This is a genomic window from Dyella soli (genome assembly GCF_054482295.1).
Genome location: NZ_JBTFFU010000001.1, coordinates 638,242 through 652,796 on the forward strand (window position 1 = coordinate 638,242; position 14,555 = coordinate 652,796).

Here is a 14,555-nt window from a genome sequence, read left to right on the forward strand (position 1 = left end):
TAAAGCGAAGTCGCTGGGTCCCTGCTTGCGCAGGGACGACGAGCGTGTCAGTTCCTCAATGGCTTGCCCGTGGTCATGGTGTGCGCGATGCGGGCCTGCGTCTTCTCCGTCCTGGCCAGCTCCACGAAGTGCTTGCGCTCGAGCTGGAGCAGCCACTCCTCGTCCACCAGCGAACCGCGTTCGATCTTGCCGCCGCACAGCGTGTCCGCGATGCGCGTGGCGATGGCCACGTCATGCGGCGAGGCGAAATAGCCTTCGGCAAGGTTGGCGAGCGATGCCTGGAACGTGGCCGTGCCCACGTCGCCGGCGACCGGGATGTTGCGATTCATCATCGGCGGGCGCCAGCCGCTTTCGGCCAGCGACAGCGCGACCTTCTTGGCCACGTACAGCAGCTCGTAGGCGTTGAACACCACGACGTCGCTGTCGCGCAGCAGGCCCAGCTGCTTCGCTTCCATCGCGCTGGCAGACACCTTCGCCATCGCGACCGTCTCGAACACCTTCTTCAGTGCCTCGAACGGATCTTCCGGGTTCGCCTTGGCAGCGCGGATCGCCAGCTCATGCAGGCCGCCACCGGCCGGCAGCAGGCCGACGCCGGCCTCGACCAGGCCGATATAGCTTTCCAGCGCGGCCACGGTGCGGGCCGAGTGCATCTGGAACTCGCAGCCGCCGCCGAGGGCGAGGCCACGCACAGCCGACACCACCGGCACCAGCGAATGCTTGATGCGCATGCTGGTGGCCTGGAAGTTGGCGACCATCTTCCCGAAGTCGTCGAACTTGCCGGCCTGCAGCAGGCCCAACGCGCCCTTCAGGTCCGCGCCGGCCGAGAACGGCTCGCTGGTCTGCCAGATCACCACGGCCTTCAGCTTTTGCTCGGCGACGTCGATCGCCTGCTGCACGCCGTCGAGCACGTAGTCGTTGACCGTGTTCATCTTGGTCTTGAACGAGATGATGCCGACGCCGTCGTCGCCCAGCGTCCACAGGCGCACGCCGTCGTTCTCCCACACCGTGCTGCCCTGGTCGAATTTCTCGCCCAGGATCGGATCGGGGAACAGCTGGCGCTGGTAGACCGGGTGCTGCGAGCGCGGCTTGTTCTTGCCTTCGGCGGCGGACCAGGAACCGTCCTTGCCGTGCACGCCGTTGCGGCCGTCGGTAACCCACGCCGGCAGCGGCGCCTTGCTCATGGCCTTGCCGGCGGCGATGTCTTCGGCAATCCAGCCGGCCACCTGCTGCCAGCCGGCAGCCTGCCAGGTCTCGAACGGGCCGAGCTTCCAGCCGTAGCCCCAGCGGATGGCGAAGTCGACGTCACGCGCGGTGTCGGCGATGTCGGCCAGGTGATAGGCGGTGTAGTGGAACAGGTCGCGGAAGGTCGCCCACAGGAATTGCGCCTGCGGGTCGCCGGACGCGCGCAGCTTGCCGAACTTCTCGGCGGGGTCCTTGATGGCCAGGATGGCGGCCACTTCGTCGGACGCCTTCTGCTCGGACGGGCGATAGTCCTGCTTGGCGACGTCGATGACGACGATGTCCTTGCCGGCCTTGCGGTAGAAGCCCGCGCCGGTCTTCTGGCCCAGCGCGCCCTTTTCGATCAGGGCGGAGAGCCACACCGGCGCCTTGAAGTACGAATGCCACGGATCGTCAGCCAGCGTGTCGGCCATGGTCTTGATCACGTGCGCCATGGTGTCCAGGCCCACCACGTCGGCGGTGCGGTAGGTGGCGCTCTTGGGTCGACCCACGGCCGGACCGGTCAGCGCATCGACCACGTCGAAGCCGAGGCCGAACTGCTGCGTGTGGTGCATGGTGGCCAGCATCGAGAACACGCCGATGCGGTTGCCGATGAAGTTCGGGGTGTCCTTGGCATACACCACGCCCTTGCCGAGCGCGGTGGTGAGGAATGCCTCGAGGCCTTCCAGCACGTTCCTGTCGGTCAGGCGGGTCGGAATCAGCTCGACCAGGTGCATGTAGCGCGGCGGGTTGAAGAAGTGCACGCCACTGAAGCGATGGCGCATCTCTTCGGGCAGCGCCTCGGCCAGGCTGTTGATCGACAGGCCGGAGGTGTTGGAGGCGATCACGGCGGTCGGCGACAGGTGTGAAGCGATCTTCTTGTACAGATCCAGCTTCCAGTCCATCCGCTCGGCGATGGCCTCGATCACCAGGTCGACGTCCTTGAGGTGATTCAGGTCCTCGTCGTAGTTGGCGGGGATGATCGCGCCGGCGAGGTTCTTGTCGGCCAGCGGGGCCGGCGACAGCTTCTGCAGATTGGCGATGGCCTTCAGCGCAATGCCGCTCTTGGGACCGTCCTTGGCCGCAAGGTCGAACAGCACGGTTTCGACACCGGCATTGGTCAGGTGCGCAGCGATCTGCGCGCCCATGACGCCGGCGCCGAGCACCGCCGCCTTGCGGATACGTAGTGGTGTTGCAGTCATTGGCTTCTCCGTAGTGCGAGACACATCAGGGTGAGACTGGCGGCCGTCGCCGGCCGTGGGATTTGGGTAACAACGAATTCAGGACGACTTGAGGCCTGCGGCAGCGAAGCGGATGAGGTGCTGGGCGGTCTGCTCGCGATGCTGGTGCTCGGGAACGTCGCTTTTCCGCTGGATCATGCCGAAGCCGGACATGGCGTGGGTCAGGGCGCCGGTCACCAGGTCCACGCGCCAGTAGAGCTCCTCTTTGCTCAGGTGCGGGAGCAGGCGGGTGAACTCGGCGGTGAACTGGCGCATCACGTGGCCATAGTTTTCCGACAGGAACTTGCGCAGGGTGTCGTCGTGCTCGGCGAACGCGCGGGCCAGCACGCGCATGAACAGCGAACCGCTGCCATCGTGGGAAAGCTCCAGTGCAGGTACGATGAAAGCGGCCAGCACGTCCTCGATGGTGGTATCCGGCGCCCCGGCGATTTTCTTCAGGGCAGCCATGCGGCGTCCGTTCAGCTGATCCAGGCGGCGGCGGAACACCTCTTCGATGAGGCGGTCCTTGGAGCCGAAGTGGTAGTTCACCGCGGCCAGGTTGACCCCGGCGGCCGCGGTCAGCTGGCGCAGGGAGGCTCCTTCAAAGCCGTGCCGGGCAAACAGCTCCTCGGCGGCACCCAGGATGCGCTCCTTGGTTGGCAGGACGGCTTGGGAAGCTGGCATGGTCCGTGGGCCTCGGCGTCGAATCAAACGATCGTTTGAGCATACGCGGGTCGATTTGCAGCCGTCAAACGGTCGTTCGAGCCAGGCGTCGGAAACCCGGCGTCCGGGTTGCGTATGGGGTAGAATCTGTCAAACTTTCGTGAGCTAAATCCGTAAATATCGAAAGGATTTGGCTTAACTTTGCCGGCATAGGCCGGACCGCCCATTCAGATACCCGTTTTCCCGGAGCAGACCCATGGCGCTGGAGCGCACCCTTTCCATTATCAAGCCCGACGCAGTTGCCAAGAACGTGATCGGCGAAATCTATGCACGCTTCGAAAAGGCCGACCTGAAGGTCGTCGCCGCCAAGATGAAGCACCTCTCGCGTCAGGAAGCCGAAGGCTTCTACGCCGTGCATCGCGAACGCCCGTTCTTCAAGGCACTGGTCGAGTTCATGATTTCGGGTCCGGTGATGATCCAGGCGCTCGAGGGCGAGAACGCCATCCTCAAGCATCGCGACCTGATGGGCGCCACCAACCCGAAGGACGCCGCGCCGGGCACCATCCGTGCCGACTTCGCCGACTCCATCGACGCCAATGCCGTGCATGGTTCCGACGCCGCCGAAACGGCTGCGGTCGAGATCGCGTACTTCTTCGCGACGACCGAAACTTTCAGCAGGTAACAAGTTGTGAACCAGGCAGTACCCACTTCCACCGACAAGGTCAACCTGCTCGACTTCGATCGCCAGGGCCTGCGTGATTTCTTCGCGCAGCTGGGCGAGAAGCCGTATCGCGCCGAGCAGGTGATGAAGTGGATCTACCATCGCCTGGAAGACAACTTCGAAAACATGACCGACGTGGGCAAGGCGCTTCGGACCAAGCTCGAAGCGTCCTGCTACGTCGGTCCGCCGAAGACCCTGTTCGACAAGGCTGCCGCCGACGGCACCCACAAGTGGCTGCTCGGCATGGATGGCGGCAACGCCATCGAGGCGGTGTACATCCCGGAGCCGACCCGCGGCACGCTGTGCGTGTCCTCGCAGGTCGGCTGCGGCCTCAACTGCCAGTTCTGCTCCACCGCGACGCAGGGCTTCAACCGCAACCTGTCCACCGCCGAAGTCATCGGCCAGATGTGGGTCGCGGCCAAATACCTCGGCAACGTCACGCACCAGAACCGCCGCATCACCAACGTGGTGATGATGGGCATGGGCGAGCCGCTGCTGAACTTCGACAACGTCACCAAGGCGATGAGCCTGATGCGCGATGACCTGGGCTTTGGCCTGGCCTCCAAGCGCGTCACGCTGTCCACCGCCGGCCTGGTGCCGATGATCGACAAGCTGTCGGAAACCATCGACGTGTCGCTGGCGGTGTCGCTGCACGCGGCCAACGACGAGCTGCGCACCGAGCTGGTGCCGCTCAACAAGCGTTACCCGATCGCCGAGCTGATGGCCTCCTGCCAGCGCTGGCTGGATCGCAAGCCACGCACCTCGATCACCTTCGAATACACCCTGATGAAGGGTGTGAATGACCAGCCGGAGCATGCGCGCCAGCTCATCAAGCTGATGCGCCGCATGCCCACCTGCAAGGTCAACCTGATTCCGTTCAATCCTTTTCCTGGCACGCGTTTCGAGCGTTCCGACGCCGAAACCATCCGCGCCTTCCAGACCCAGTTGCTCAATGCCAACGTGCTGACCATGTTGCGCCGCACCCGCGGCGACGACATCGACGCGGCATGTGGCCAGCTTAAAGGGCAGGTATTGGACCGCACCCGTCGCCAGGCCGAATTTCGCAAGCGTCTGGACGAAGGGGCGAGTCATGCGGCTTGAGCGATTGTTGTTGAGTGCCGGCGTAGCCATGCTGCTGGCCGGTTGTGTCACCACGACGACCACCAATGAGAGTGGCCTCTCCAACAAGATTCCGCGCGCCACCAAGGCCGAGCAGAAGGAAGAGGGTGCCCGCATCCACACCGAGCTGGCCCAGCAGTACATGCAGAACGGCGACCTGCAGGACGCGATGGTCAAGGTCAACAAGGCCCTGCAGTTCAATCCGAACTACGTGCCGGCGCACACCGTGGCTGCCGTGCTGTACGAGCGCATCAACGACCAGGCCAACGCGGAGCTGCACTATCGCAGGGCCGTGGCGCTCGCTCCGGAAAAGGGCGACACCAACAACAACCTCGGCTGGTTCCTGTGCAACAGCGAAGGCAAGACGGTCGAGGCCATGCCGTATTTCCAGAAGGCCGTGGCCGATCCGTTCTACCAGACGCCGGCGCGGGCCTGGACCAATGCGGGCACCTGCCTGAGTCGCTCGCGCGACCTTGCCGGCGCCGAAGTCGATTTCCGCAAGGCGATCGAGATCGACCCGCAGAGCGGCGAGGCGCTGTACCAGCTCGCCAACGTGCTTTATCTTCAGAACGATGCCTTCCGCGCGCGGGCCTTCATCCAGCGTTTCGACGCGCTGGGACAGCCCAGTGCGGCGGCACTCAAGCTAGGTCATGACATTGAATCCCGGTTGGGCAACAAGGATGCTGCTCTCAACTATGGCAGGCGACTGCAAAGCCAGTTCCCGGATTCGGAGCAGGCGCGCGCCCTCGACGCAACTGCAAGCCAATGACATCCCAGCAGTCAAATTCGGCCCACAGCGGCAACCGAGACCTTTCATTCAACGACGTACCTGAAGCCAGCATGGACACGGAACACCTTTCGTCGGAAAAGCACGCAGGCACTCTGGGCGGGCGACTGCGGGCAGCCCGCGAGCTGCGCGGCATGGACATCGAGTCGTGCGCGCATGCGCTGCGCCTGCCGACGCGGGTGGTTCGCCAGCTGGAGAGCAACGAGTACGGCGGCATCGACTACCAGGTGTACCTGGGCGGCTATCTCACCAAATACGCGCGCTACCTCGGCATCGACGAAACCGACGTCAAGCTGGAACTCGAGCGCATCAAGCCTGGCGAGCCGACCCTGGTCGCCACCGGTGGCATTTCGCATTCACGCTATTTGCTGGAGCACTATGCGCGGGCAGCGACGTATGTCGTGCTGACCGCAGCAATCGTGGTGCCCACCATCTGGCTCGGCGTGCGCGGCACGCTCGATCGCGACGTCAGTCATCTGGCGCCGCTCGATGCCGCCCCGGTGGCACAGCTGGATGCTCCGCCGAGTGCGGCAACCACGTCGGCCACGCCGGACGCGCAGCCTGTCGACGCCGGTGCATCGGCCGCGACGACGGCGGCCGCGACCCCCGTGACGCAGGCGACGGCGCCTGCTACCGCTCCCGCGCAGGACCAGCAGCCGCTGATGGCGTCGATGGCCCCGTTCCCGAATCTCGCTGGCGATGCCGCGCGCGTGCCGCCGGCACCGGCGGCTGACACGGCAGGTGTCGGTGCCCACAGCCTGGTGCTGAGCCTGCAAGGCTCCAGCTGGGTCGAGGTCACCGCCAAGGACGGCTCGCGTCTCGAATACGGCCTGCTGCCCGCAGGCAGCTCCAAGACCTACCACAGCGACCAGCCCCTGGAAGTGCGCATTGGCAACGCCAGTGGCGCCCAGGTCATGCTGGACGGCCAGCCGATGGCGCTCGACAGCTATCGGCGCTCCAACGTGGCGCACTTCCGCATCGAGCTGCACGACGGCAAGGCCGCACCGGCCGGCGCCTGATCCGCGCACCGGACCTGTGCGGTCCGGCGCAATCGGTTATGCTTGCCCATTGTCCGCTCGGCAGCGAGCGGGCAAGTCGGGCTGATTTCTTTTCCCGCACGAAAAGCACCGTCGCAAGTGCTTTCGGTGTGCGGTTCCCCAAGGGTGATTGCATGGCATTTGAAGCGTACGACGATTACGAACAGAGCGAGCGCGTACAGCAGTGGCTGCGCCAGAACGGCCTGTCCATCGTCGTTGGCATCGTGATCGGCCTGGTCGGCATCTTCGGCTGGCAGCAGTGGAACAAGCACAAGGCCGACCACCTGACCGGCGCCGCGGACCTGTACCAGCAGGTCCAGATGGCTGCCGCGGGGGGCAAGGCCGACAGCGCCAACGCGCTGACCGAGCAGTTGCTCAAGGATTACACCGATACCCCCTATGCCATGTTTGCTGCCAGCGATCGCGCGCAGCGCCAGGTGCAGGCCAAGGAACTGGACAAGGCCATCGAGTCGCTCAACTGGGCTGAAGCCCATGCCAGCGATGCCCGGCTCAAGGCGCTGGTCGAGATGCGCATCGCGCAGGTGCTGTTGGCGCAGGGCAAGGCCGCCGACGCGCTGGTCGCGCTCGATCGTATGCCGCCCAAGAGCTACGAGGGCGTGGCGCAGGAACTCCGCGGCGATGTGCTGGTCAAGCTTGGGCGCCCGGACGATGCCCGCAAGGCCTACGAAGCGGCCAAGGCGGCGCTGGGCGAGAACGCGCCTCAGAGCGTGCAGATGAAAATCGATGATCTGGCCGTGGCCGGGAAGCAGGGTGCATGAAAGCGGAAGTGAAGAAACGCGGTGCGATGAAGCGCGTCTTGCTGGTTGCGCTGACCTCCCTGGTGGCCCTCGCCGGCTGCCACTCGTTCAAGAAGGAAAACGTCCAGCCGCCGACGCCGCTGGCCAAGGATTTCAAGCCCACCGTCCAGGTCACCCGCGTGTGGACCAACAGCGTCGGTGATGGCGCCGGCGACAGCGGCGTGCGCCTGCGCCCCGCGTTCGCCGACGGCGTGCTGTATGCCGCGAGCACCGATGGCAAGCTGGCCGCGTTCGACGCAGCCAGCGGCAAGACCGTGTGGACCAAGAGCTCGCGTACCCAGGGCTGGTTCGGCTGGGGCGACAAGAAGCGCGCCGACGCGCTGTATGCCGGCGGCCCGATGGTGTCCGGCGACCTGCTGGTGGTCGGCACGCTCGACGGTCACGTCTACGGCGTCAACGCCAAGGACGGCAGCCCGCGCTGGGAGTCGGTGGTCAACTCCGAGGTGATCTCCTCGCCGGTCATCGCCGGCAACCTGGTGATCGCCCGTACCCAGGACGGTCGCCTGTACGGTTTCGACAGCACCAACGGAGAGCGTCGCTGGGTCTATGACCAGGACAGCGTGCCGCTGCTGAGCCTGCGCGGCAACGGTCCCCTGCTGGTGGCCAACGGCGTGGTGTTCTATGGCAGCGACGCGGGCAAGCTCGTGGCGCTGCGCCTCGACAACGGTGAAAAGCTGTGGGAGCAGACGCTTGCCTCTGGCGAGGGTCGCACCGAGATCGATCGCCTGAGCGACGTCGACGGTGGCATCCTGCTCCAGGGCAGCACGCTCTACGGCGCCGCCTATCACGGCAACCTTGTGGCCGTCGACGGCCCCAGCGGCCGCCCGCTGTGGGGACGCCCGTTCTCCACCTTCACCTCGATCGACCTCGGCGCCAATGCGCTGTACGGCGTCAACGACCAGTCGCAGGTCTGGGCCTTCGACAAGAGCGGCGGCTCGGACATGTGGAAGAACGATGCGCTGAAGTACCGCTGGCTCACCGGGCCGGCCGTGCTCGGCGACTATGTCGTGGTCGGCGACGTCGAGGGTTACGTCCACTGGCTGCAGACCGGCGACGGCGCCCTGGCGGCGCGCGAACGCCTGTCGAAGAAGCCCATCCGCGCCCAGCCGCTGGTGGTGGGTGACACTGTGTACGTTGAAGACGAGAAGGGCCGAATCGGCGCCTATCGTCTGTCAACCGCACGCTGACCGCGTAACGGTTGTCTGAATCATGCTGCCCGTCGTCGCCCTGGTCGGTCGCCCCAATGTCGGTAAATCGACCCTCTTCAATGCACTGACGCGCAGCCGTGACGCCCTGGTGGCCGATATGCCGGGCGTTACCCGCGATCGCCACTATGGCGTGTGCCGCACCGGCGCGCGCCCCTTCGTGGTGGTCGATACGGGTGGTCTGTCGGGCGTCGAGGAAGGTCTCGACGCGCTGACCGCACAGCAGGTGCGCTTTGCCATCGAGGAAGCGCACGTCCTGGTGTTCGTGGTGGATGCGCGGGACGGCCTGCTGCCGCAGGACCGCAGCATCCTCGACGAGCTGCGCCGCAGCGGCAAGCCGATCATCGCCGCGGTCAACAAGACCGATGGCCTCGACCTGCAGGACGCGATGGCGGAGTTTGCCGTGTTCGGCATCGCCAACAGCCTGCCGCTCTCCGCTGCCCACAACCGCGGCACCGAGGATCTGGTGGCCACGGCGCTCAAGCTGTTGCCCGAGGACACCCACGAGGAAGTCGACCTTGGTGCGGATGCAGGCATGCGCGTCGCCATCGTCGGTCGGCCGAACGCCGGCAAGTCGACGCTGATCAATCGCCTGCTGGGCGAGGATCGCCTGATCGTCTCCAGCACGGCCGGCACCACGCGCGACCCCATCAGCGTGTCGCTCGAGCGCGACGGCAAGCGCTACACGCTGATCGACACCGCCGGCGTGCGCCGCAAGGCGCGCGTCGAGGAAGCGGTCGAGAAATTCAGCGTGATCAAGACGCTGCAGTCCATGGCCGCCGCCCAGGTGGTGGTGGTGATGGTTGATGCCCGCGAGAACCTGGCGGACCAGGATCTCACCCTGATCGGCCACGCCGTCGACGAGGGCAGGGCGCTGGTCATTGCCGTCAACAAGTGGGACGGCATGGACAGCTACCAGCGCGAGCAGTGCCAGCGTGCGCTGGAGCGCCGCCTGCAGTTCGTCGACTGGGCCAAGACCGTTTTCATCTCGGCCCTGCACGGCTCGGGCCTGCGTGAGCTGATGAAGGCCATCATTCGTGCCCATCAGGCCGCGACCAGGGAGCTCAGCTCGTCCGAGCTCACCAAGACGCTCGAGCGCGCCTACGAGGGCTACCAGCCGCCGCTGGTGCGCGGGCATGCGCCGAAGCTGCGCTTTGCCCATCCGGGTGGCAGCAACCCGCCGACCGTGGTCATCCACGGCAGTCGCACCAAGCACATTGCCCCGGCCTACCGGCGTTACCTGGAAAACTTTTTCCGCAAGCGCTACAAGCTGGAAGGCACCCCGGTCCGCATCGAGTTCCGCGATGGCGAAAACCCGTTTGCCGGCAAGAAGAACGTGCTCACCGAGGGTCAGATGCGCAAGCGCCAGCGCATGATCCGCGAGCTGAAGAAGCGCAAGCGCTAGCCGCAGGCCATGCGCAGTCTCCCGGCGAACGTTCTATGCTATTTGCATGAGCACCGCCAACGACCGCGACACCTGGCTGGCCGAGCTGCGCCAGCGCATTCCTGAAATCGCACCCGCTGACGCCCTGAGCCGCCAGGCCCAGGGCGCCTTGCTGATCGACGTGCGCGAGGATGCCGAGCGCGCCTCAGGCACGCCGGCCGGCGCGCTGGGCTTGTCGCGTGGTTTCCTTGAGCTGCGCATCGAGCAGGCCGAACCCGACCGCGGGCGCGCCGTGATCGCCCTGTGTGGCAGCGGCCAGCGTTCGCTGCTGGCGGCAGAGGCATTGCAACGGCTTGGCTATCGCAACGTGGCCTCGGTGGCGGGCGGTTATAACCGCTGGAAGGCGGAAGGCCTGCCGACGGCAACGGCGGGGCTGGATGCCGATGCGGCCGAACGCTATGCCCGCCAGCTGCGCCTGCCGCAAGTCGGCGAGGACGGGCAGGCGAAGCTGGCACGCGCCAGCGTCGTGCTGCTCGGCGCGGGTGGCCTGGGTGCCCCGGCGGCGTTGTACCTGGCCGCCGCCGGCGTGGGGCAGCTCACGCTGATCGATGACGACCGGGTCGAGCGTTCCAACCTGCATCGCCAGGTCATCCACGCCGATGCACGGGTCGGCATGCCCAAGGCGGAATCCGCCCGCATCACGCTCGCCGCGCTCAATCCGCGCGTGCGGGTCGAGGTGCGCAACGAGCGCCTGCAGGCAAGCAATGTCGAGCACCTGCTCGGTGGCCACGACCTGGTGATCGATGGCGCCGACAATTTTCCTGCGCGTTACCTGGTGGCGGCGGCATCGCAGCGGCTGTGCCTGCCGATGGTCTACGGCGCGGTCGAGCGCTTCACAGGCCAGGTCAGCGTGTTCGATCCGCGACGCACCGATTCGCCGTGCTATCGCTGCCTGTTCCCCGAGCCGCCCTCGGCGGCGGAGGCGCCCAATTGCAGCGAGGCCGGCGTGCTGGGCGTGTTGCCCGGCATTGTCGGGTTGCTGCAGGCGACGGAGGCGCTGAAGCTGATCCTCGGTATCGGCGATCCGCTGGTCGGGCGCCTGCTGGGCTTCGATGCGCTCGCCATGCGTTTTCGCGAGACGCGCCTGCCGCGCGACCGGTCTTGTCCGGGATGTGGCGACGGGGCCGTGTTCTCGGGTTACCAGGACATTGCCGCGCTCTGCGCCGCCGCGGGCTAGGCCTGGTCGGCCGGCAGCAGGCCATAGATCGCCGCATCCACGGGCACGGCATCCACGACGAGGCGCTGGCGCGCGATCCCTTCGAAGCGGGCGCCCGCTTTTTCCGCGCAGCGGCGACTGGCCGCGTTGTCGACGGCCACGACGATCTCGATGCGGCTCAAGGACAGTGTCGCGAAGCCGAACGCGGCCACGGCCTGCACGGCGATGGGCGCCATGCCCTTGCCCTGCGCCTGCTGGCGGATCCAGTAGCCGAGATTGGCGCTGCGATGCTCGCGGTCCAGGCGGTTGAGGCCTGCGCCGCCGACCAGCCGGTCGGCCGCATCGAAAATCGCAAAGGCGTAAGGGTCGCCGCGCAGCCACCCGCCCTGGCAGTGCTCGATCCACGCAACGGCGTCTTCCCAGGCATAGCCGGCATGGCACCACGGCAACCACCGGCCAACCGTGGCAACGGACTCCTGCGCCGCTTCGCACAGCGCATCGGCATGGCCGGGTTGCCATGGCCGCAGGCGCAACGAGGATGCAGCGAGTTCTACCGGAGCGGGGGGCATGGGGCGGCAACCGTGGGGTACGTTTGTGTAGGCGTGGGTGAGCCGGGATAATACGTCTCTTTGCAGCCAGGCCCGACCATGTCCGCACGCATCCTCGATGGCAAGCGCATCGCACAGGAACTCATGGAGCGGATCGGACGGCGCGTGGTCGAGCGCAAGGCGAAGGGGCTGGCCGAACCGGGCCTGGCCGTGGTCCTGGTGGGTGATGATGCGGCCTCGTCGGTCTACGTGCGCAACAAGCGCAAGGCATGTCACCAGGTGGGCTTCCGCTCGTTCGATTTCGACCTGCCGTCGACCACGACGCAGGCCGAGCTGATGGCGCTGATCGACCGGCTCAATGCCGACCCGGCCGTGCACGGCATCCTGGTGCAGTCGCCGCTGCCCGATCACATCGACGAGGATGCGCTGGTCGATCGCATCGACCCGGGCAAGGACGTGGACGGTTTCCAGGCGGTGAACGTGGGCCGTCTGGCGCTGCGCCGCTTCGGTCTGCGCCCGTGCACGCCTCGCGGCGTCATGACCCTGCTTGGCCATACCGACCGGCCGGTGCGCGGGCAGCACGCGGTGGTGGTGGGCGTGTCCAATCACGTGGGACGCCCCCTCGCGCTGGAGTTGCTGATTGCCGGCTGCACCACGACCTGCTGCCATCGCTTCACGCGCGACCTCGAACACTTCGTGCGGCAGGCCGATATCGTCATCGTGGCGGTCGGCAAGCCGGGCCTGGTCAGGGGCGAATGGATCAAGCCCGGCGCCGTCGTGGTCGACGTGGGCATCAACCGCCTGGAAGATGGCCGTCTGGTTGGCGACGTCGATTTCGCCGCCGCGGCCGAGCGCGCCAGCTGGATCACGCCCGTGCCCGGCGGCGTGGGCCCGATGACGGTGGCGACGCTGCTGGAAAATACGCTGGAAGCCGCCGAAGCCCGCGCGTTGCCGGGGCACTGACCTCGGTCGCCGCGGCGATCGTCGCCCCTGCGGCAACATTGCGTTCATCCGGCGTGTGGCGAGGGGTCGGCGTTCTGCGTATAATCCTCTCTTTGCAGCGGGACTTTTCGCATGCGTATCCTCGCCGAGGCCCTCACCTACGACGACGTTTACCTCGTTCCGGCCCATTCGGCCGTTCTGCCACGTGATGTAGACACTTCCACGCGGCTTACCCGAAACCTGCGCCTGAACATCCCCATCGTGTCCGCCGCCATGGACACGGTCACCGAAGCCCGCCTCGCCATCACCATGGCCCAGCAGGGCGGCATCGGCATCATCCACAAGAACATGAGCGCCGAGCAGCAGGCGGCCGAAGTGCGCCTGGTGAAGAAGTTCGAAGCCGGCGTCATTCGCAGTCCCATCACGGTCGGTCCGAACACCTCCATTCGCGAAGTGCTGCAGCTCACCCGCGCGCACAACATCTCCGGCGTGCCGGTGGTGGAAGGCGAAAAGCTCGTGGGCATCGTCACCAGTCGTGACCTGCGCTTCGAGCGCAAGCATGACGACCCGGTGCGCAACATCATGACGCGCCAGGACAAACTGGTGACCGTCGGCGAGGGTGCCAGCCAGGATGAAGTGCTGCAGCTGCTGCACAAGTACCGCATCGAGAAGGTGCTGGTGGTCAACAGCGACTACCAGTTGCGCGGCCTGATCACCGTCAAGGACATCCAGAAAGCCCGCGACAACCCGCACGCGGCCAAGGATCGCCTCGAGCGCCTGGTCGTCGGCGCTGCAGTGGGCGTGGGTGGCGATACCGAGCAGCGCGTGGAAGCGCTGGTGGATGCCGGTGTCGACGTACTGGTGGTCGACACGGCGCATGGTCATTCGCAGGGCGTGATCGAACGCGCCGGCTGGGTGAAGAAGCGCTATCCGCAAGTGCAGGTGATCGCCGGCAACATCGTCACCGGCGAAGCGGCGCGTGCGCTGCTCGATGCCGGCGTCGACGCGGTCAAGGTGGGCGTGGGCCCGGGCTCCATCTGCACCACGCGCGTGGTGGCTGGCGTGGGCGTGCCGCAGATCACCGCCATCGACCTGGTCGCCACTGCACTGAAGGACGAAATCCCGCTGATCGCCGATGGCGGCATCCGCTACTCGGGCGACATCCCCAAGGCGCTCGCCGCCGGCGCATCCACCGTGATGCTCGGTTCGATGTTCGCCGGTACCGAAGAATCGCCGGGCGACGTCGAACTGTTCCAGGGCCGTCAGTACAAGAGCTACCGCGGCATGGGTTCGCTGGGCGCAATGGCGCTGGGTTCCAAGGACCGCTATTTCCAGGACGAGGCGGACGCCGACAAACTGGTGCCGGAAGGCATCGAAGGTCGCGTGCCGTACCGTGGTTCGCTGCGCAACATCATCCACCAGCTGATCGGCGGCCTGCGCGCGTCCATGGGTTACCTGGGTGCGGCCACCGTCGATGACGTGCGCAACAAGGCGCAGTTCGTCAAGGTGACCAGCGCCGGCGTCACCGAAGCGCACCCGCACGACATCCAGATCACGAAGGAAGCGCCGAACTATCGGCTCAATTCGTGAGGGCGGGCAGGGTGGCGGTCGAACGCCGCGCTGTCACCGAGTCGTCATTCCGGCTTCCGCCGGAATGACGATCATGAAGACATTCGC

General features: G+C 66.2%; 13 protein-coding genes. 10 read left to right on the forward strand and 3 right to left on the reverse strand.

All coding sequences use genetic code 11. The features are described from left to right. Nucleotides 1–47: 47 nt before the first annotated feature. Both ACXU4B_RS03050 and ACXU4B_RS03055 read right to left on the reverse strand, forming a co-directional pair. Nucleotides 48–2,420: a 3-hydroxyacyl-CoA dehydrogenase/enoyl-CoA hydratase family protein gene (locus ACXU4B_RS03050; protein WP_131407655.1), complete on the reverse strand. Its 2,373-nt coding sequence runs from the start codon at nucleotides 2,418–2,420 to the stop codon at nucleotides 48–50. 78 nt (nucleotides 2,421–2,498) lie between these two features. Further along, a complete protein-coding gene (locus tag ACXU4B_RS03055) occupies nucleotides 2,499–3,122 on the reverse strand; it encodes a TetR/AcrR family transcriptional regulator (RefSeq protein WP_131407657.1) in 624 nt (207 codons plus the stop codon). Nucleotides 3,123–3,357: 235 nt separating this feature from the next. On the opposite strand from ACXU4B_RS03055, the gene ndk reads away from it, so the two are divergent. The 8 genes from ndk (at nucleotide 3,358) to moeB (ending at nucleotide 11,409) form a co-directional block, all read left to right on the forward strand. Continuing rightward, complete coding sequence (gene ndk / locus ACXU4B_RS03060; protein ID WP_131407659.1) at nucleotides 3,358–3,783, forward strand: nucleoside-diphosphate kinase; 426 nt, start codon at nucleotides 3,358–3,360, stop codon at nucleotides 3,781–3,783. A 6-nt stretch (nucleotides 3,784–3,789) separates the two neighbouring features. Next, the gene (rlmN, locus tag ACXU4B_RS03065; RefSeq protein ID WP_131407661.1) at nucleotides 3,790–4,923 is read left to right on the forward strand and encodes a dual-specificity RNA methyltransferase RlmN; all 1,134 of its coding nucleotides are present in this window, start codon (nucleotides 3,790–3,792) and stop codon (nucleotides 4,921–4,923) included. After that, nucleotides 4,913–5,710, forward strand: coding sequence for a type IV pilus biogenesis/stability protein PilW (pilW, locus tag ACXU4B_RS03070; protein ID WP_131407664.1), 798 nt, complete (start codon nucleotides 4,913–4,915; stop codon nucleotides 5,708–5,710). Before rlmN ends, pilW begins: the two co-directional genes overlap by 11 nt. 71 nt (nucleotides 5,711–5,781) lie before the next feature. Continuing rightward, nucleotides 5,782–6,747, forward strand: a complete 966-nt coding sequence (locus ACXU4B_RS03075) for a helix-turn-helix domain-containing protein (RefSeq protein WP_240733993.1) — start codon at nucleotides 5,782–5,784, stop codon at nucleotides 6,745–6,747. A gap of 152 nt (nucleotides 6,748–6,899) precedes the next feature. Next, entirely contained in the window at nucleotides 6,900–7,544 is a 645-nt protein-coding gene (locus tag ACXU4B_RS03080; protein ID WP_131407668.1) for a YfgM family protein, read from the forward strand. After that, the gene (gene bamB / locus ACXU4B_RS03085) at nucleotides 7,541–8,770 is read left to right on the forward strand and encodes an outer membrane protein assembly factor BamB (RefSeq protein WP_205746495.1); all 1,230 of its coding nucleotides are present in this window, start codon (nucleotides 7,541–7,543) and stop codon (nucleotides 8,768–8,770) included. Before ACXU4B_RS03080 ends, bamB begins: the two co-directional genes overlap by 4 nt. Nucleotides 8,771–8,792: 22 nt before the next feature. Next, nucleotides 8,793–10,193 (forward strand): ribosome biogenesis GTPase Der, encoded by a 1,401-nt coding sequence (gene der, locus ACXU4B_RS03090; protein ID WP_131407670.1) that lies wholly within the window; start codon nucleotides 8,793–8,795, stop codon nucleotides 10,191–10,193. Between the two features lie 46 nt (nucleotides 10,194–10,239). After that, entirely contained in the window at nucleotides 10,240–11,409 is a 1,170-nt protein-coding gene (gene moeB / locus ACXU4B_RS03095) for a molybdopterin-synthase adenylyltransferase MoeB (RefSeq protein WP_131407672.1), read from the forward strand. On the opposite strand, the gene ACXU4B_RS03100 is transcribed toward moeB, so the two are convergent. Then, on the reverse strand, nucleotides 11,406–11,957 hold the full coding sequence (locus ACXU4B_RS03100; RefSeq protein ID WP_131407674.1) for a GNAT family N-acetyltransferase: 552 nt from the start codon (nucleotides 11,955–11,957) through the stop codon (nucleotides 11,406–11,408). The genes moeB and ACXU4B_RS03100 overlap by 4 nt on opposite strands. Before the next feature lie 78 nt (nucleotides 11,958–12,035). On the opposite strand from ACXU4B_RS03100, the gene folD reads away from it, so the two are divergent. Then, nucleotides 12,036–12,899, forward strand: coding sequence for a bifunctional methylenetetrahydrofolate dehydrogenase/methenyltetrahydrofolate cyclohydrolase FolD (folD, locus tag ACXU4B_RS03105; RefSeq protein WP_131407676.1), 864 nt, complete (start codon nucleotides 12,036–12,038; stop codon nucleotides 12,897–12,899). A 111-nt stretch (nucleotides 12,900–13,010) separates the two neighbouring features. Beyond that, nucleotides 13,011–14,468 carry an IMP dehydrogenase gene (gene guaB, locus ACXU4B_RS03110; RefSeq protein ID WP_131407678.1) on the forward strand — a complete coding sequence of 486 codons (1,458 nt, stop codon included), beginning with the start codon at nucleotides 13,011–13,013 and terminating at the stop codon, nucleotides 14,466–14,468. The last annotated feature ends 87 nt before the right edge of the window (nucleotides 14,469–14,555 follow it).